The organism is Jiangella aurantiaca (genome assembly GCF_004349105.1).
Classification (GTDB): Bacteria; Actinomycetota; Actinomycetes; order Jiangellales; family Jiangellaceae; genus Jiangella; species Jiangella aurantiaca.
The window spans coordinates 1-18255 of the sequence record NZ_SMLB01000063.1 but is presented as its reverse complement, the minus strand read 5'-3'; the positions used below and the strand labels follow the sequence as shown (position 1 = coordinate 18255).

Annotated in this window: 15 protein-coding genes; 12 read left to right on the top strand and 3 right to left on the bottom strand. The window is 72.2% G+C overall.

The window, feature by feature from the left end:
* Window positions 1-102: 102 nt before the first annotated feature.
* The 3 genes from E1262_RS27365 to E1262_RS27355 form a co-directional block, all read right to left on the bottom strand.
* On the bottom strand, window positions 103-3537 hold the full coding sequence (locus tag E1262_RS27365) for an Ig-like domain repeat protein (RefSeq protein WP_132107521.1): 3435 nt from the start codon (window positions 3535-3537) through the stop codon (window positions 103-105).
* 12 nt (window positions 3538-3549) lie between these two features.
* A complete protein-coding gene (locus tag E1262_RS27360; RefSeq protein ID WP_132107520.1) occupies window positions 3550-4287 on the bottom strand; it encodes a hypothetical protein in 738 nt (245 codons plus the stop codon).
* Between the two features lie 258 nt (window positions 4288-4545).
* Window positions 4546-5199 carry an O-methyltransferase gene (locus E1262_RS27355; RefSeq protein ID WP_203454550.1) on the bottom strand — a complete coding sequence of 218 codons (654 nt, stop codon included), beginning with the start codon at window positions 5197-5199 and terminating at the stop codon, window positions 4546-4548.
* Window positions 5200-5387: 188 nt separating this feature from the next.
* Between E1262_RS27355 and sigE the strand changes: the two genes are divergently transcribed.
* The 12 genes from sigE to E1262_RS27295 all read left to right on the top strand — a co-directional run bounded on the left by sigE (window position 5388) and on the right by E1262_RS27295 (window position 18062).
* Window positions 5388-6029 (top strand): RNA polymerase sigma factor SigE, encoded by a 642-nt coding sequence (gene sigE, locus E1262_RS27350; RefSeq protein WP_132107534.1) that lies wholly within the window; start codon window positions 5388-5390, stop codon window positions 6027-6029.
* Window positions 6026-6604, top strand: a complete 579-nt coding sequence (locus E1262_RS27345) for an anti-sigma factor family protein (RefSeq protein WP_132107518.1) — start codon at window positions 6026-6028, stop codon at window positions 6602-6604. The genes sigE and E1262_RS27345 overlap by 4 nt, the downstream gene beginning before the upstream one ends.
* Window positions 6601-7707 (top strand): sigma-E factor regulatory protein RseB domain-containing protein, encoded by a 1107-nt coding sequence (locus E1262_RS27340; RefSeq protein ID WP_132107517.1) that lies wholly within the window; start codon window positions 6601-6603, stop codon window positions 7705-7707. Before E1262_RS27345 ends, E1262_RS27340 begins: the two co-directional genes overlap by 4 nt.
* Before the next feature lie 58 nt (window positions 7708-7765).
* A complete protein-coding gene (locus E1262_RS27335) occupies window positions 7766-9115 on the top strand; it encodes a S1C family serine protease (RefSeq protein ID WP_132107516.1) in 1350 nt (449 codons plus the stop codon).
* A 58-nt stretch (window positions 9116-9173) separates the two neighbouring features.
* Window positions 9174-9767 (top strand): twin-arginine translocase TatA/TatE family subunit, encoded by a 594-nt coding sequence (locus tag E1262_RS31110; protein WP_203454545.1) that lies wholly within the window; start codon window positions 9174-9176, stop codon window positions 9765-9767.
* A gap of 334 nt (window positions 9768-10101) precedes the next feature.
* Window positions 10102-10809 carry a FadR/GntR family transcriptional regulator gene (locus E1262_RS27325; protein WP_203454538.1) on the top strand — a complete coding sequence of 236 codons (708 nt, stop codon included), beginning with the start codon at window positions 10102-10104 and terminating at the stop codon, window positions 10807-10809.
* Window positions 10810-10888: 79 nt separating this feature from the next.
* Entirely contained in the window at window positions 10889-12154 is a 1266-nt protein-coding gene (locus E1262_RS27320) for an ABC transporter substrate-binding protein (RefSeq protein ID WP_132107514.1), read from the top strand.
* Between the two features lie 27 nt (window positions 12155-12181).
* Window positions 12182-13108, top strand: coding sequence for a carbohydrate ABC transporter permease (locus E1262_RS27315; RefSeq protein ID WP_132107513.1), 927 nt, complete (start codon window positions 12182-12184; stop codon window positions 13106-13108).
* 5 nt (window positions 13109-13113) lie between these two features.
* On the top strand, window positions 13114-13932 hold the full coding sequence (locus tag E1262_RS27310; protein WP_132107512.1) for a carbohydrate ABC transporter permease: 819 nt from the start codon (window positions 13114-13116) through the stop codon (window positions 13930-13932).
* Window positions 13933-13942: 10 nt separating this feature from the next.
* The gene (locus E1262_RS27305) at window positions 13943-14737 is read left to right on the top strand and encodes an SDR family NAD(P)-dependent oxidoreductase (protein ID WP_132107511.1); all 795 of its coding nucleotides are present in this window, start codon (window positions 13943-13945) and stop codon (window positions 14735-14737) included.
* Between the two features lie 4 nt (window positions 14738-14741).
* Window positions 14742-15986 carry an enolase C-terminal domain-like protein gene (locus E1262_RS27300; RefSeq protein ID WP_132107510.1) on the top strand — a complete coding sequence of 415 codons (1245 nt, stop codon included), beginning with the start codon at window positions 14742-14744 and terminating at the stop codon, window positions 15984-15986.
* Window positions 15987-15989: 3 nt separating this feature from the next.
* Window positions 15990-18062, top strand: a complete 2073-nt coding sequence (locus E1262_RS27295) for a glucosidase family protein (RefSeq protein ID WP_132107509.1) — start codon at window positions 15990-15992, stop codon at window positions 18060-18062.
* Window positions 18063-18255: the final 193 nt, after the last annotated feature.

Sequence of the window (18255 nt, the reverse complement as noted above, 5' to 3'; positions counted from 1 at the left end):
CGACCGGTCATTCGCCCGGATCGCGGAATCGGCCGGATTCCGTGGGCGCTCACCGGGGGGCCGGCCGCCCCATCTGCCGAGGTGGGGCGGCCGGCGCCGGGACTACCGCTGGACGCGGACGACGAACCTCGCCTGGTCCGGCAGGTGGTTCGCGTCGCCGTCGTAGTACGCGACGACGCTGTACGGGCCAGGCTTCAGGTCGGCGGCGGTCTCGCAGCTCGCCGCGCCGTCCTCGACCACCGCTACGCAGAGTGTCGTACCGCGGGAGGTGAACCGCACGTCGCCGGTCGCCGCCGGCGCCAGGGTCGCCGTCAGCAGCACGGGTTCGCCGGCCGGCACGGTGTCGTCCGCGGCGGCTGCCGCGAACCATGCCGGCGCCCGCCGGACCGTCACCCGCCCGGTGCCGGTGGACGGCGCGTACTCGGCGTCGCCCGAGTACGCCGCCGAGACCTCGTGCGTCCCCGCGTCCAGGACGCCGAGCGAGCAGCTCGCCGCGCCGTCGGTCACCGTCGCCTCGCACCGCGCCCCGCCGGCCGTGCCGAAGGTGATGGTCCCGGTCGCGCCGGCCGGCGACACCGTCGCCGACACCTCGACGGGCGTCCCGTACGTCGTCGTCGCCGGCCGCACGGTGACCTCGGTCTCCGTGGAGCCGACGCCGGCGCCCGTGGTGAACTCCCAGATCGGCGACGTGGCGTAGTAGCCGTCCGCGTCGGTCGCCTGGGCGTACCACTGGTAGGTGGTGTTCGGCGCCAGGCCGTCGACGGCGACCGTAGCCCGCTCGCCGGAGGCGACGTCCGCCGCCAGGCCGATCCGCGCGTCGCCCCAGGCGCTGACGCCGAGGTGGTCGGTCGCGATGCTGCGGGTGGGAGTGTCCAGCTGCAGCGGCGTTGTGAAGTTCTCCGCCGCCGGGTCGCCGAACGCGCTGTCCGCCTCGGGGGTCAGCACGGAGAACGAGTCGTGCGTCATCGTTCGCGCGGTGGTGTCGAAGTCGATGGTCCGCATCCAGCCGCCGCCCGCGGTCGGCAGCTGCTGGGTGTCGTACAGGACCTCGACCACGACCCGGCCGTCGTCGAGGTGCTTGATGTTGTAGGCCGTGTTGTGGATGTGCCCGCACAGCACCAGGTCGACGTTCTCGTTCGGGACGACGACCTCGTCGAAGATCCGCTGGCCGGGCCCGGTGAACGCGCCACCGGCGCCGATGTACCAGTGCGTCGCCACGATGACGTTGTGGTCCGGGTGTGCGCGGATCACCTCGTTGGCCCAGGCGATCTCGCCGTCGTCCAGCGTCCAGTCCAGGTACATGACCAGGAAGTCGGCCTTGGGCGTCGACAGCAGGTCGTAGTGCTGGACGTTGTCGGCCACGGTGCCGCCGTACCACGGGTTGTCCTCATAGCGGTCCGCGCCGAAGTGCTCACGGTACGGCCGGTACTCGCCGCCACCGACGTCGTCGTGGTTGCCCGGCACGACGCCGTACGGGAAGCCGGCGTCGTCCCAGGTGCGCATGATCTCCGAGGCGCGCGCCCACTCGATGGCGGCGTTCGGGGTCTGGACGATGTCGCCGGTGTGGACGCCGTAGCCGAGGTCCTTCGCCGCCCGGTTCGTGATCACCCAGTCGACCATCTTCTGGTAGGTCTCGGGCTCCTTGTTGGAGTACCACTGGGTGTCGCTCATCCATGCGAACGAGACGACGTCGTCATCGTCGATGACCGCCGCGCCGGCGTCCTGGACCAGCACCTGTGCCGCGCCCTCGCGGACGGTCTCGTCGACGCGGGCCGCGCCGCTCAGCGTCAGCGGCTGCCCGCCGTCGCCCTCGGCGAGCAGCTGCCAGGACCGCGTCGTGTGGTTCCACACCGACAGCTCCGCACGGTGCCCCCGCGGGACCTCGCCGGTCCACTCGACGGTGAACCGGGTTGCGCCGACGTCCGCGGGCACGGCGACCTCGAACTGCTGGAACGGGTAGGCAGCCTCGGCATTGGTCGTCGCGGACTCGCCGTCCGCGACGGCGATGGCGGCGGCGTCGGCGGCCGGGTCACCGGTGCCGCGGCCCGGCCGGGCGTTCGTGGACGAGCCGTCGCGCACGACGGCCGCACCGTCGCCCTCGTAGCCGCGCTTGAACTCGACGTCGAGCACATCACCGGCCGGGTCGGTCGCCGTCACGGAGAGCTCGGCGGCGCCCGGCGGTACGTCCGTCGCGCCGTCGGCGGGCGCCGGGCCGGCCGGCGGGTCCGGCTGGTTCCCGCTGGTGGTGAACGTGACGGTCTTCGTGCTGGTGTTGAGCAGTGTGTCGGTGGCGGTGGCCACGAGCGTGTGCTCGCCGTCGGTGACGGCCTCGGGGTCGATGACGGCGCCGTCGCTGATCGGCTCGCCGTCGAGCAGCAGCTCGAGCGACTCCACGCCGGCCGGGTCGTCGGCCACCACGTCGACCGTCACGGTCACGCCGTCGTAGGTCCCGCCGTCCAGCGGCGACCGCACGGTGATCTCGGGGCCGGTGGCGTCGACGCTGAACTCGACCGTCTCGGTCTCGGCCGAGCCACCGTCCGTCTCAGCGGTGACCTCGACGGTGTGCGTCCCGGTCGGGACGTCGGTGAGCTGGGCGTCGAAGGTGCCGTCGACCCGGCCGAGCGACACCGGGTCGCCGCCGTCGAGCCGGTACGACACGTCCGCCGGCTCCGTGACCACGCCGGTCAGCGCGACGGTGCCGCCGCCGATCTGCTCGCCCGGCCGCGGCGAGAGCACCGTCACCACCGACTCCTCCTCCTCGAAAGCGGCGTCGGCGAGCACCGCGACCTGTTCGGCGGTCAGTGCCTGGCTGTAGACCCGCGCGGTCTCGACCGAGGACAGGCTGTACGACTGGATGCCGCCGTTGCTCGCGGCGTCGGCGCCGACGACCCAGTTCTGCGCCGTGGCCGGCGGCAGCCGCAGCGCGCCGGTCGCGGCCGTCTGCGCCGCGACCCGGCCGTCGACGTACAGGAAGAGGGTGGAGCCGTCCCACACCGCCATCGCGTGGTACCAGCGGCCGGGCTCCAGGCGGGCGTTGATCCGCTTGTAGGCGCCGCCGATGTGCGCCCACACCTCCATCGCGCCGCCGCCGACGTCGATGGCCACGCCGCCGCCCTCGGCGTCGGAGCAGACGTTGCCGTGCTGGTCCGGGCCGGTGCCGTTGAACCGGAAGACGCACTCGACGCTGAACGACGTGGACAGCTTGCTCCACTGGCCGCCGAACGGGTAGACCAGCGCGTCGTCGCCGTCGAACGTCGCGACGGTGCCGGGCACGCTTGGGTCGGTGCCGTAGACCGGCGCGCCGACCGTCCGAGGGGGCAGGTTCTGGGTGTGCTCGACCGGCGTGCCGTCCTCGAAGTCGACGTCGAAGACGTCCGCCTCCGGCACCGTGACCGCGGCGGCCGTGGTCACCGGGCCGGAGACGGTCACGTCCTGGGTGGCCTGGCCGGACGGCACGAACAGGCCGCCGAACAGCAGTCCGAGGGCGGCGACGGCGATCGCCGGCCGGCGTCGTCGATGGTGGGGGTGCGATCTCACGGCAGGCGCTCCTCAGGGATGGTGGGCTCCGGTGCTGACGCCGCCGGGTGCCGGCTTCGGCCTCCGGCGGCGTACGACGAGGGTCATGACGGCGGCAGCGCCGGCCAACGCGGCGAGCACGGCGACCACCTGCGGCAGCGCCCGCCGGGCCAGGCCGGCGCCGTCGGCGGCGCTCGTGGGTGCGGCGGCGTCGAACGTCCACTCGGCGGTGTCGTCGGCCGGCGTGTAGACGTGGCCCTGGTCGCCGGCGCCGGTCGCGAGGGTGCGGTAGGCCTCGTGCATGTCGGTGAGCGTCGAGATCGACACCTCGGCCGACCGCACGGGGCCGGCGCACGCGAAGGTGAGCTCGGCGCCGTCGTCACCGAGCCGGTCGAGCGAGCCGACCGACCCGGTGCACTCCTGCCCGCCGGCGCGGACCCGGATGTGCTTCAGCAGGTAGTCGGCGAACTCCGGCGCCGCGACGAGCGCGTCGACGTCGGTGGGGTCTGACTCCTCCGGAACCAGCGCGCCGTCCTGGTAGACGAACGTCCGCCCCGACTCGACCACCCGCAGCTCGATCGCCAGCGCGGACAGGTCGTCGTCGGCGGCGTGCCAGGTGACCCGCACGGTGTCGCCGTCCGCGCCGATGCGGGCGGTCTGCGGATCGCCGAACGGATGGGCCTGCGCGACGCCGCCGGTCAGGAGCGCTAGCGGGACGGCCGCCGCCGCGGCCAGGAGGGCGGTGCGCAGCCGGCGGTGACCTGGTGCCACGGTCCGGCCTCCCGCGGGGTCCTGGCGCGGCCCGGCGGGTCCGGGCTGCCGACAGGTGCCGAGCCTGGCGGCCGTCCTCGACCCACGCGGGGCGGCCAGGTGACCGGGCCCGGTCGGCGCGGTGAACTATTGGGACAATTCAGCCGGCACACCGGGAGTTGATCACGTCAAGTAGGGGTGTTCACGCTCTACCAGGCATGCATGCCTGGCGAAGCGTGAAGAGTCCTGGCCCGACGCGCCGGAAAGCGCTCGCCGACCCTAGTCGGCGCGCTTGACCGCCACGAGCAAGCCGTCGCCGACGGGGAGCAGCGCCGGCACCAGGTGGTCGTCCTCGCGGACGAGGCGGACCAGTTCGCGGATCGCGACGGTGTCGGGGTCGCGCTGGGCGGAGTCGGCGACGCGGTCGTGCCAGAGCGCGTTGTCGAAGGCCACCGCACCGCCGGGACGTAGCAGCCGCAGCGCCTGCTGCAGGTAGTCGCTGTACTCAGTCTTGTCGCCGTCGCAGAAGATGAGGTCGTAGGCACCGTCGGTGAGCCGGGGGAGCACCTCGAGCGCCGGACCGGCGATGAGCCGGGTGCGGTTGGCCGCCACTCCCGCCTCGGTGAACGCCTCGCGGGCCAGCCGCTGGTGCTCGGACTCGATGTCGACGCTGGTGAGGACGCCGTCGGTGCGCATGCCCGACAGCAGGTAGAGGCCCGAGACACCGCAGCCGGTGCCGACCTCGACGACGGTGCGGGCGTCGAGCGCGGCGGCCAGCACGCGCAGCGCGGCTCCGGCGCCGGGGCCGACGGGGACGGCGCCGACCTCGGCGGCGCGCTGCCGGGCCCGTCCGACGATGTGGTCTTCGTCGAGGTAGGTCTCCGCGTAGGCCCAAGACTCCGGCGTGATCGCGGGGGTGCTGCCGGTGGAAATGACGGCCTCCAGGTCCGGAACGTCCAGTGTCGCGCGCGAACTGTGTCAGTCCTGAGCTTAGGCCGTCAAGCATCCGCAGCGTGGGATCCGGAACCTCGTCGGCGTCCCGGATCGTTCTGGGGGTCAGGGAACGTCGGGAATAGATGGGGGGCTTCCCTGATTGGCCACGAAAGGGGCAATGGGTGACCATGGTCGTAGCGCTCGTGCCGACGAGCCGTGTCGAGGAAGGACCCCGGGTGGCCGACGTTGAGACCTGGACGCCGCCGAGCTGGGAAGAGATCGTCCGCGAACATTCGGGACGGGTCTACCGGCTGGCGTACCGTCTGACCGGCAACGCGCACGACGCCGAGGACCTCACCCAGGACGTTTTCGTCCGGGTCTTCCGCTCGCTGTCGTCCTACACGCCCGGCACCTTCGAGGGCTGGTTGCACCGCATCACCACGAACCTGTTCCTCGACTCCGTCCGCCGCAAGCAGCGCATCCGCTTCGACGCCCTGGCCGACGACGCCGCCGAGCGCCTGCACGGCCGCGAGCCCACGCCCGAGCGCGCCATCACCGACAGCATGCTCGAGGCCGACATCCAGCGGGCGCTCGAGGCTCTGCCGCCGGACTTCCGGGCCGCCGTGGTGCTGTGCGACATCGAGGGACTCTCGTACGAGGAGATCGCGGCGACGCTGGGCATCAAGCTCGGCACCGTCCGCAGCCGCATCCACCGCGGCCGCGCCCAGCTGCGGGCCGCGCTCGACCACCGTGCGCCCGACGACGCCAGTGCGCTCAGCTTCGACGACCACGAGGCCGAGGCGCCGCGTGAACACGGAGATTCCGCATGAAACACCTCGACGAGCGGATCAGCGACCTCGTCGACGACCGCCTCGAACACGACGAACGTGACCGCGCCCTGGTGCACCTGACGGTGTGCGCGCACTGCCGCGAGGCCGTCGAACTCGAACGCGACGCCCGCAACGCGCTCCGCTCGCTGCCCGCCGTCGCGCCGTCGGAGAAGCTGGTCGCCAGACTGCTGGCGCTGGCCGAGCCGGGCGAGCCGCTGCCGCCCGCCCCTCCGGCGTCGGCCGCGCAGCCGGCCCCGGTGGCCGGCTGGCGTCCGCGCGACTCCCGGCCGCCGTCCGGCCCGTCCGGCTCCCGTCCCAGCGGCGGTGCCAGCCGCCGGGTCCGCGCCGTCCGCGTCGTCGCGCTGGGCATGTGCACCACCGGCGCCATGCTCATACTGCTGGCCTCCCTCGGCAGCACCGGGAACTCGCCCGGCACGCCCGACACCCCGGTCAGCGTGGTCCCGCCGCTCGAGGAGTTCACCGTCGAGCACGCCCGCTCCACCGGCGGGCTGCCGTTCGTCGAGCCATCGTCGCTGCTGGTCACCAGCAACAGCTCCAGTGGAGACGGCTGGTGATCTTGGGCAACCGCGTCGGGCACGGCAGGACCGGCGGGTTGGCCGCCCTGGTCGTGCCGGTCCTGGCCATGCCCCTGCTCGTGGGCGCGCTCGCGGTGTTCGTGCAGGCGGTCCCGGCCTCCTCGCGCGACGTCGGCGACGATCCCCGGGCGGTCGAGCTGCTGCGGCAGTCAGCGGCCGCGGGCGAGCACGTCTCCTACAGTGGCACCCAGTACGTCTCCACCTGGTCCGCGCTGACCCAGTCTGCGGCCTCGTCCAGCGCCGTCGTCCAGGTCCAGCACGTCGCCGGCGGCCAGACGTCGATCCGGGTGCACGACCGCCAGTCCGCGATCCTCGACGGCCGCACCGCCTCCCGGTGGCTGGCCGGCGAGGACCCCGCCGACCTCCTGCTCGGCACGTACACCGTCCGGTTGGCCGGCGAGGACGCCGTCGCGGGCCGGCACACCGACGTCGTCGTCGCGTACCGCAGCGACGGCTCGGTCGCCGCGCGGCTGTGGCTGGACCGCCAGACCGCGCTGCCGCTGCGCCGCGAGTCGTACACCAGCGACGGCTACACGCTGTCGGCGAGCGCTTTCGTCACCATCGCCCTCGGCAGCCCGGGCACCTGCTGCAAGACCGCCGACGGCGTCGGCTCCACGGCCAGCGACGACCGCGACGACTCGATGCTGCGCTGGGACGACATCGAGCAGCTGCGCGAGGACGGCTGGCACTGCCCGGGCTCGCTCGGCGAGGGCATGGACCTCTACGAGGCGCGGCGGGTCGGCGACGCCATCCAGCTCAGCTACTCCGACGGCGTCATGACGGTGTCGGTGTTCGAGCAGACCGGCTGGCTCGACCCCGACCAGCTCGACGGCTACGACACCGCCGACTACGAGGGCGGCGTCGTCTACACCCGCCCCGGACCGCCGGCCCGGCTCACCTGGTCCAGCGGCGGCCGGGTCATCACCGTGGTCGCCGAGGCGCCGCTCGACACCGTCCGCGACCTGCTGAAGCATCTGCCGCCGGACCCCGCCGCCACCCACGAGGAGAAGGACGACGGGTTCCTCGACCGCATCTCCCGGGGCGCGCAGCGGGTGGGCTCGTGGTTCAACCCCTTCGACTGATCTCCCTCACGCGCGACCGGACGGTGCGTCGGACGCCGTCGGCTGGGAGAATGACGCCATGAAGGCAGGCTGGACCAGTCTCGGGCAGGCGACGTCCCCGGAGCGGCGGACGGGCACCGACCCCTGGGCGGGCGGCTCGTGGCAGTACTCCGACGAGACGAGCCGGCCCGCTCCGGCGGCGGGTCCCGCCGCGCCCACGCGGCCGATCGTCGCCGGCGACGGCGCGCCGAGCGCGGCCTCCGACGGCACGACCCGGTTCCTCGCGACCGGCCCCGACGGCACCCCGTCGGCCGGAGCGGTTTCCGGACCGGCGGACGGGGCCGGGCACCGGCGGCCGCCGAAGAAGCGCCGCGGCCTGGCCACCCTGGGGATCCTGGTGCTGGCCCTGGCCGCGGGCGGCGCCGGCGGCGTGGTGGCCGAGGCCATCGACGACGACGGCGACGGTGGCGGCGGCGCGGTCACCGTCATCGGGGCCGACCCCGCCGGGCTGGTCGAGCGGCCGCCGGAGTCGATCGCCGGTGTCGCCGAGAGCGTGCTGCCCAGTGTCGTGTCGGTCAGCGTGGCCGACGCCGGCGGGTCGGGCTTCGTCATCTCCGAAGACGGCTACATCATCACGAACAACCACGTCATCGCGACGGCCGGCGACGACGGCATCGAGCTGTCGTTCTTCGACGGGCGACGGCTCGTCGCCGAGCTCGTCGGCACCAGCCCCAGCTACGACATCGCCGTACTGCGGGTCGACGCCGACAACCTCCAGCCGGTCGTCTTCGGCGACTCCGGCTCCGTGGCCGTCGGCGACCCCGTCGTCGCCATCGGCAGCCCGCTCGGCCTCGACGCCACCGTCACCAGCGGCATCGTTTCCGCGCTGGAGCGGCCGGTCACCGCCGGCGGCGAGGACGACCAGTCCTACATCAACGCGCTCCAGACCGACGCCGCGATCAACCCGGGCAACTCCGGCGGCCCGCTGGTCGACTCCGCCGGCCGGGTCATCGGCGTCAACTCCGCCATCGCCAGCCTCGGCATAGGCCAGCAGGCCGGCTCCATCGGCCTCGGCTTCGCCATCCCGATCGAGCAGGTGCAGCGGACCGCGCAGCAGCTGATCGCCGACGGCGAGGCCGTCTACCCGGTCATGGGCGTGCTGCTCGACAACGGCTTCGTCGGCGTCGGCGCCCGGGTGGCCGAAGACGGCGACAACGGCCCCGGCGTCACTCCCGGCGGCCCGGCCGACGAGGTCGGCATCGAGTCCGGCGACGTCGTCGTCGCGGTCGACGGCGAGGACATCCGCACCCCGGCGGAGCTGATCGTCCGGCTGCGTGCCCACGAACCCGGCGACGACATCACCGTCGTCATCGACCGCGACGGCGAGGAGCTGGAATTCACGCTCACCCTGGGCTCGGCAGTCGGTTGACCCGCCACGTACTCTTGCGGGGACGGATGCACGTACGTAACGGACGTGGGGGCCGACGGTGTTCGACATAGGTATCGGCGAGGTCTTCGTGCTGCTCGTCGTCGCCCTGCTCGTCTTCGGCCCGGACCGGCTGCCCGAGATGGCCCGGCAGGCCGCCGGCTTCGTCCGCGACCTGCGCGCCATGGTCGCCAACGCCCGCAAGGACCTCTCCGGCAGTGTCGGCGACCTCGGCATCGACAAAGAGGATCTGAAGACCCTCTCCGACCTGCGCAACCCGAAATCCTTCGTGCGCCAGAAGGTCCTCGACGGCATCGACCTCGGCCTCGACGACGACGATGACACCTCGTCGTCCCGGCGCGCGAACGGCGCCCGCCCGTCCGCCCGGTCGGCGGCTACCGGTGCGGAGCGTGTCGGCGAGACTGTCGACGTTCCGCCGCCGTCCGCCGACCTGCCGCCGGCCCCGGAAGAGGACGTCCCTCCGCCGCCGATGGAGGACACGCCCGCGGCACCGGCGGCGGCTGAGCCAGCTCCGGCTGAGTCGGCGCAGGTTGCGTCGTCGTCGGCCGATTCCTCGTCGGCTGGTGAGCAGGCGCCCGAGTCCGTGGGCGCTGACGCGGCACGTTCGCCGCGGTTCGACCCCGACGCCACCTGACGTCCCATCCGCGATCGCTGGGCTCTCTGGCCCCACTGAGCGCCGTTGATCATGGAGAAGCGCCCTTTTCGAGGCGCGGGAGAGGGACGTTCCTCCATGATCAACGTGACACCTGCTCAACCTGATCATTTCCAGCCGGGGCGACCGGCGCACGTCCGCCCGGCTGACGTTCGCCCCATCGAGGCGGCACGTTGCTCGCCGGAGCCACATCATTGGGCTCACCTGGCCATTCACCGGCCCGTCGGGCCATCGATCACGACGGGTATCGACAGGAAAGTGATTAAGTGATCTAATCTCTCCAACGCGCGAACGAGACGTCGAAGGGGACGGGGTTGTGACTGCCGGAGAAGCGAGCCGCCGGACGCTGGCCGATGAGCTGGCCGCCGGAGTCGTCGCGCTGATCCGGGAGCGCCGCCTCGAGGCGGGCGCCCAGATGGATACCGTCCGGTCGATGGCGGAGCGGTTCGCCGTCGCGGTCCCCACCATGCGCGAGGCGTTGCGCCGGCTCGAGGCGATGGGCGTGGTCGTGCTGCGGCACGGGTCCGGCGTGTACGTGGGCGAGAACGTGCGCCGCTCGGTGCTGCCGAATCCGCACGGGCCGCTGCTGACCAGCGAGAGCCTGGTCGACCTGTTGGTGGCGCGGAGCACCATCGAGCCGCCGATCGCGGCCATGGGTGCCACCGTCCGCGACCCGGACGGCGTCGAGCGCATCAGCGAGACGCTGCGCGAGGCCGAGCGCTGCCTCATCGAGCGCAACCCACGGCTCTGGGTCGTCAACCTCGACTTCCACCGGGCGGTCGCGCAGGCGTCCGGCAACACCGTCCTGGCCGAAGTGGTCGACTCGATCGTGCTGGTGCATGCGCAAGAGCAGCGCGAGATCCTGCGCCTGCACGGCGACGAGGGCGAGGACTTCGAGGAGCACCGGCGCATCGCCCGGGCGGTGCTCGACGGCGACGCCGACGAGGCGTTCCGCGCGAGCAAGGAACACCTCGACAACGTCATCGAGGCCATTCGCAGCAGGAGACCCGATTCCGGGCGGTGACCGCCGGTCCCGGCGTCCTGCCAGTCACGGCCACCTGCCGGTCCGTGACACCTATCTGAATGCTGAGAGGTGAGTTCACGTGAGATTGCGTCACACTGTGGTGGCCGCTCTGGTGGCGTCGACGCTCGTCCTGGCCGCATGCGGGGGCGACGACGACGGCGGCGACGAAGGCTCCGCCGGCCCCGGGCAGATCAGCTTCTACACCGACAAGGGTGCCTGGGAGCCGCAGTTCCTGGCGGTGTCCGACGTGTCGGAGACCAGCCTCGGGCTGGGGCTGGACTTCACCGGATACTCCGACGCCGAGCAGTACTCGGCGTTCATCCGGCAGTCGTTCCGCACCGACGAGCGGCCCGACCTCTTCACCTGGCACACCGGCAGCGAGCTCGAGGACCTCGTCGCCGAGGACCTGCTGGCGCCGACGACGGACATCTGGCAGGCGGCGATCGACAACGGCGACGTGCCCGAGGCCATGCAGGAGCACTTCACCGTCGACGGCGAGACGTACTGCGTCCCGATGAACGCCGCCTACTGGGTCATGTACTACAACAAGGCGGTCTTCGACCAGTACGGCCTGGCCGAGCCGACCAGCTGGGCCGAGCTCATGACCGTCGCCGACACCGTGAAGGCCAACGGCGTCACCCCGTTCTACGAGACCAACATCCTGTTCTCGTTCGTCTGGTTCCAGACGCTGCTGGCCGGTACCGACCCCGAGCTGTACAACGCCCTGTCCACCGGTGAGGCCAGCTACACCGACCCGGGCGTCGTCGAGGTCATGGAGCAGTGGCGAGGCATGCTCGAGGGCGGCTACTTCGGTGACCCGGGCGACCAGACCGCACCGCAGGATCAGCTGAAGGGCGGCACCGTCGCGATGATCAACTTCGGCACGTTCCTGAGCGGCCAGCTCAACAGCGTCGACATGGTCTCCGGCACCGACTACGACTTCTTCGTCATCCCGAACGTCAACCCCGACCTGCCGCAGACCTCACTGATCTTCGAGACCGGGCCCATGTGCACCGCCAAGGACGCCGCGAACGAGACGTCGGCGCTGCAGTACGCCGAGTGGTGGATGACCGATGAGGCGCAGACGGCGTGGGCCAACGCCCGCGGCGACGTGTCGTTCAACCCGAAGGCCCTGGTGCAGGACCAGCTGCTCGCCGACCTGAACGAGCAATCCGCCAGCGGCGACTACCGGCTGCTCGAACGGTACTTCGAGGCGACGCCGACGCCGGTTCTCACCGCGGCGCTGGACGGCTTCAGCGCGTTCGTCACGAACCCGGGCGACCCGATGCCGATCCTCGAGACCATCCAGGCCGAGGCCGACGCCTACTGGAGCAGCCAGGGCTGACCTGCCCGAACGTGAGGGAGTTGACTGATGTCGGGGCTGGCGGTTGCCGCGCCTGAACAGACGACGACGCCGCGGCCGGTGCGTCGTCGCGGGTCCTACCGATGGTCTGCGCGGGGGTTCAGCCTGCCGGCGGTCCTCGTCGTGGCGGTGCTGCTGTACCTGCCGTTCCTCTGGACGACGTGGATCAGCTTCACCGAGTACAACGGTCTCGGGTCGCCGTCATGGGTCGGGCTGGACAACTACCGGGCCATGTTCGACGACCCGAACTTCCTCACATCGCTGCGCAACACCCTGATCTGGGTCGTGGGCAGCATCACGGTCCCGGTCGGGCTGGGTCTGCTGATCGCGACGCTGTCGTACGGGATGCGGTTCGGCAGCTGGCTGCGGCTGCCGTTCCTCATCCCGTATGCGATCTCCGGCGTCGCGGTCGGCGTGGTCTGGCGGTTCGTGCTGCAGAACGGCGGCGGACTGAGCCAGGCCCTGGACGCGCTCGGGCTGCCGGGTGCGGACAGCCGCTGGCTGAGCGACGCGCCGCTGAACACCATCGTGATGATCGGTGCCGCGGCTTGGCAGCAGAGCGGCGTGAACGCGCTGCTGTTCGTCATCGGCCTGCAGTCGATCCCGCGGGAGCCGATCGAGGCGGCCCGGCTCGACGGCGCGTCCGGCTGGCGTATGTTCCGGCACATGCACTGGCCGATGCTCCGGCCGCTGACCACCGTCGTGGTCGGACTGTCGCTGGTGGCGAGCCTGAAGACGTTCGACATCGTGTGGGTGATGACCAAGGGCGGGCCCGGCCGCAACGCCGAGACGCTCGCGGTGACGATGTACGAGGAGACGTTCGTGAACAGCGCGTACGGCGCCGGCTCGGCCGTCGCGGTCTTCCTCAGCGTCGTGACGTTCCTCGCCGCGATCACCTACCTGCGCCGGCAGCTGTCGGCCGAGAGGACGGTGTGACGCCGATGGCCGCGCGCATCCTCCGGCCGGCGATCCTCGTGGTGCTCGGCCTCATCTGGCTGGCGCCGATCTACCTGCTGCTGGTCAACGCCAGCAAGGACCCCGCGCGGTACGCCGCCGACCAGGTCTGGCGGCCGGTGAGCGACTTCGCCCTGTTCGACAACATCCGGCAGGCCTGGGAGATCGGCGGCCTCGGCGACGCCGTCACCAGCACCGTCCTCTACAGCGTCATCGCGCCGGCGCTGGCCGTGCTGATCGGCGCCGCCATCGGGTTCGGCATCGTCGCGCTGCGGCTCAAGCACGGGTTCTTCTGGTTCGTGCTGGTCTTCGGCGGCACCGTGTTCCCGCTGCAGATGATCCTGATGCCGCTGTTCGTCGGCTACGTCGAGGCCGCCATCTACGACAGCCGGCTGGGCATGGTCGCCATCTACACCGCCGTCACCGTGCCGTTCTCGGCACTGGTCATGCGGAACTTCCTGGGCGGCATCGCGCACCAGGTGTTCGAGGCCGCGGTCATGGACGGCGCCAGCACCTGGCGCATCTTCTGGCGCATCTACCTGCCGATGTCCACCAGCGCGCTCGTGGCCGTGTTCATCCTGCAGGCGACCTTCGTCTGGAACGACCTACTGCTGGGACTCGCGCTCAGCCAGTCCGACGACGTCCGCCCGCTCATGACGGCGGTCACCGCGCTCCAGGACACCTACGGCGGGCTCCAGCTGACGGCGGTGCTGGCCGGCGGCCTGCTGGTGTCGCTGCCGACCGTCGTCCTGTTCCTGTCCACCCAGCGGATCTTCAGCCGGGGCCTCAACCTCGGCCAGTTCTAGGAGGCGTGCGATGAGAGTGGCCGTGGTCACCGGCGGCGGCGCCGGCATCGGCCGGGCGGTCGTGGAGCGGCTGGCCGGCGACGGCGAGCTGGTGGTCGCGCTCGACCGCGACGCCGCCGCGCTCGACCGGCTGGCCGCCGACTCGATGGAGCGCGGCTGGCGGGTGCAGGCCCGGCAGCTCGACGTGGCCGACGCCGCCGCCGTCGAGCGGTGCGCCGCCGAGCTCACCGAGCAGTTCGGGAGCATCGGCACCCTGGTCTGCGCCGCCGGCATCCAGCGCTACGGCACCGTCGAAGAGACCAGCATGGAGCTGTTCGACGAGGTCATCGCCGTCAACCTGCGCGGCGTCTTCGCCGCCTGCCACTTCCTGATGCCGCTGCTGCGGGCCGACGGGGGAGGCGCCGTCGTGGTCGTGGCGTCGGTGCAGTCGTACCAGTCGCAGACCCGGGTCGCGGCGTACGCGGCGTCGAAGGGCGCGCTGGTCGCGCTGGTCCGGTCGATGGCGCTCGACCACGCGGCTGACGGCGTGCGCGTCAACGCCGTCCTGCCCGGCTCGGTCGACACCCCGATGCTGCGCTGGGCCGCCGACCTCTACGCCGACGGCCGCCCGGCCGAAGACGTCGTCGCCGAGTGGGGCCGCTCGCACCCGCTGGGCCGCGTCGCGCGGCCGTCCGAGGTGGCCGACGCCGTCGCCTACCTGGCCGGACCCCAGGCCAGCTTCGTCACCGGCACCGACCTGGTGGTCGACGGCGGACTGCGCGCCGGGCTGCCGGTGGTCCTGCCCGAGTCCGCGAAGGAGAACTGAGCACGTGAAGATCGTCGACGTGCGCGCCACGACCGTGACGGTGCCGCTGCAGGCGCCGCTGCGGCACAGCAACGGCGCGCACTGGGGCCGGTTCGTCCGTACCATTGTCGAGGTCGAGGCCGACAACGGCCTGGTCGGCCTGGGCGAGATGGGCGGCGGCGGCCAGAGCGCCGAGGACGCCGTCCGCGGCCTGCGCGAGTACGTCGTCGGCCACGACCCCGCCCGCACCGAGGCGCTGCGGTTCATGCTGGCCAACCCGACGGCCAGCCTCTACAACAACCGCACCCAGCTGCTCGCGGCCATCGAGTTCGCCTGCCTGGACCTGCAGGGCAAGCACCTCGGCGTGCCGGTGCACGAGCTGCTCGGCGGCAAGGTCCGCGACCACGTCGCGTTCGCCAGCTACCTGTTCTTCCGCTACCCGGCCGCCGACGGCGGCGGCGAGGTGCGCACCCCGCAGCAGCTGGTCGCGCACGCCCGCGAGCTGAAGGAGGCGCACGGTTTCACCGTGCACAAGCTCAAGGGCGGCGTCTTCCCGCCGGACTACGAGCTGGAGTGCTACCGGGCGCTGGCCGAGGCGTCCCCGGACGACACGCTGCGGCACGACCCCAACGGCGCGTGGTCGCCGGAGGAGGCGGTCCGGTTCGCCGCGGGCATCGAGGACCTGCGCAACGACTACCTCGAGGACCCGACGTGGGGCATGAACGGACTGCGCCGGGTGCGCGAACGCACCAGCATCCCGATCGCCACGAACACCGTCGTCGTGAACTTCGAACAGCTGGCGGCGAACGTCCGCGACCCCGCCGTCGACGTCGTCCTGCTCGACACCACGTTCTGGGGCGGCATCCGCCCATGCGTGAAGGCGGCCGGGGTGTGCGAGACGTTCCAGCTGGGCGTCGCCGTGCACTCGTCCGGCGAGCTGGGCATCCAGCTGGCCACCATGCTGCACCTGGGCGCCGTCGTGCCGAACCTGTCCTTCGCGGCTGACGCCCACTATCACCACCTGACCGGGGACGTCATCGCCGGCGGGCCGTTCCGGTACCGCGACGGCGGCATCGACGTACCCGACGGGCCCGGGCTGGGCGTCGAGCTGGACCGCGACAAGCTCGCCGAGTACGCCGAGCTCTACCGCGAGCTGGGCGGCTACCCGTACGACCGCGACCCCGGCCGGCCCGGCTGGTACCCGTTGCTGCCCAACTCCGACTGGGCCGACCCCGCGGCGGCCGGCCCAGTGGACCTCGGAGGACGCTGACCGATGCGGCCCATCCCCACCGTCGACGACTTCACCTCCGACCCCGTCGTGCAGCGGTACGACGACATGGTCAACCCGCCCGGCCTGACCAACTTCCTCGGCGCGGTGCAGGTCGACCACGACGTCACCGCGGTGCGCAGCGTGAACTTCGCGCCGGTCTCGCACGGCGACACCGTCACCGGTGCGCTGTGGGTCGACGGCCGGCTGTTCCGGTCCTACGGCGAGCCCGTCACGATCCAGTGGCGGCCCGACCGCGTCGTCCGCTCCGCCCGGCTGGGCGACCTCGTCATCGAGTCGACGACGGTGACCCCGCCGGGCGTCGACGGCGTCGTCGTCGACGTCGCCGTCACGAACACCTCCGGCATCGAGCGGATGGTCCGGCTGGGCCTGTCGGTCGCGTCGACGGTGACCCAGGCCGGGCCGTGGCGCGCGCCGGAGCCGCCGTCGGAGCCGAACGCGCTGGCACCGCTGCCGGACCGGGTGGCGCTGCTGGGCCGGGCCGAGACCACCGCGGCGGTGAGCGTGCAGGGCCTCGACGCCGACGGCGCCCGGGCCGGCGACCGGTCGCTGGAGGTCGACGTCTCGCTGGCGCCCGGCGAGCGGTACCGGTTCGGGTACGTGCACGTGGTCGGCACCGAGGCCGAGGGCGCGCTGGCCGCGTACGACAGCGTCGTCGCGGACGTGCCCGGGCAGGTCGCGGCCGCCCGCGCACTGTGGGACGACACCCTGCGGGCCGCGTTCACGCCCGGGAACGACCAGTTCAGCGGGCATGTGCCGACGCTCGAGACGTCGAACGACGCGCTGCGCCGGCTGTACTGGTGGGGCGTGCTGGGCGTGATCTGGTTCCGCCGCGACAGCCCGGCCAGCCACCTCGGCCGGGTCTACGACACGCTGATGCCGCGCTACTGGCAGACCACCACGTTCATCTGGGACTTCAGTCTCAGCTCGATGATCCACGCCCTGCTGGACCCGGAGCCGATGCGCCGGCAGATCGAGCACTGGATCGCCCTGGACATCCACCGGCACTTCGGCACCGAGTGGCAGACCGGCGGACCGGCGGGCTACTGGTACTCCGTCAACGACTACGCGATGATCCGGCTGGTCCGCGACTACGTGCGCTGGAACGGCGAGCCCGCCTTCCTGGACGTCCAACTCGCCGCGCACGACGGGCCGGCGAAGCCGGTGGCCGAGCACGTCGCCGACTGGGCCACTGCCTGGGAGGGCTTCCGCAAGGCCCACGCGCTGGCCGACTACGGCGGCATCGACAACCTGCTCGAGTGCGTCAGCTCGTACGTGCACGAGGTGGCCAGCCTCAACGCCGCCAACGTGTGGTGCATGCGGGCCGCCGCCGACGTCGCGGCGCTGCGCGGCGACGGCGGGCTCGCCGACGACCTGCGGACGAAGGCCGACGCGCTGGTGCCGCACGTCGGCGAGCTGTACGTCGAGGGCCAGGGGTTCTGGCACGCGCGGCAGCCGGACGGGCGGCTGCTGCCGGTGCGGCACTGCTACGACTTCACCACCGTCGGCATGACGATCGCCGCCGACCTGCCGGAGCGGCAGCGCGAGGAGATGGTGGCGTTCTTCGTCCGCGAGCTGCGGACGCCGTCGTGGATGCGGGCGCTGTCGCCGTACGACGACGACGCCGCGTTCAGCGTCCGCCCGGACCACCAGTGGAACGGCGCCTACCCGGCCTGGCCGGCCGACGCCGCGCGGTCGCTGATCGAGCTGGGCCGGCCCGACGTCGCCGCCGACTGGCTGTCCGGCCTGGCGCGGACCGCCAACCAAGGGCCGCCCGGTCAGGCGCACTTCGTCGAGGAGGCCGCTGAGCCGCTCAACGGCGGCGCGGTGAAGTCGCCGCCGCAGTTCCCGTACCTCATCGACTGGTCGTGCTCATCGGCCGGCGCGTGGTCCGCGCTGGTCGTCGAGGGGTTCTTCGGCGTCCGGCCGGAGGTCGACGGGTCGCTGACGGTGCGATCGCGGCTGGCGGCGGTCGACCCTGACGCCCGGCTGCGGAACCTGCGCGCCGGCGGCCGGCTCGTCGACGTCGGCGCCGAAGGCGTCGTCGACGCCCAGTAGGCCGGCGGGCCGCAGCCGCCCACCTCGTCTTGATCTTGGAGTTGTTCGGCCATCTATCGGACATTTCGGCTCCCCTCTGTTGTCAACCGGCTCGTTTGAGGGATTGCTTGGCTGCGGGCTTCCGGGAGGGTGGGCTCGGTTGTAGCGTCGGTTTCGCGGGTCCGGGAAGTGGCTGATCCGAAGTGTCGATGTG

What these genes read in the sequence shown, in the direction of transcription:
- sigE (WP_132107534.1), top strand. Translation starts at nt 5,388, where the DNA reads ATGGTCGTAGCGCTCGTGCCGACGAGCCGTGTCGAGGAAGGACCCCGG.
- E1262_RS27345 (WP_132107518.1), top strand. Translation starts at nt 6,026, where the DNA reads ATGAAACACCTCGACGAGCGGATCAGCGACCTCGTCGACGACCGCCTC.
- E1262_RS27335 (WP_132107516.1), top strand. Translation starts at nt 7,766, where the DNA reads ATGAAGGCAGGCTGGACCAGTCTCGGGCAGGCGACGTCCCCGGAGCGG.
- E1262_RS27315 (WP_132107513.1), top strand. Translation starts at nt 12,182, where the DNA reads ATGTCGGGGCTGGCGGTTGCCGCGCCTGAACAGACGACGACGCCGCGG.
- E1262_RS27310 (WP_132107512.1), top strand. Translation starts at nt 13,114, where the DNA reads ATGGCCGCGCGCATCCTCCGGCCGGCGATCCTCGTGGTGCTCGGCCTC.
- E1262_RS27305 (WP_132107511.1), top strand. Translation starts at nt 13,943, where the DNA reads ATGAGAGTGGCCGTGGTCACCGGCGGCGGCGCCGGCATCGGCCGGGCG.
- E1262_RS27295 (WP_132107509.1), top strand. Translation starts at nt 15,990, where the DNA reads ATGCGGCCCATCCCCACCGTCGACGACTTCACCTCCGACCCCGTCGTG.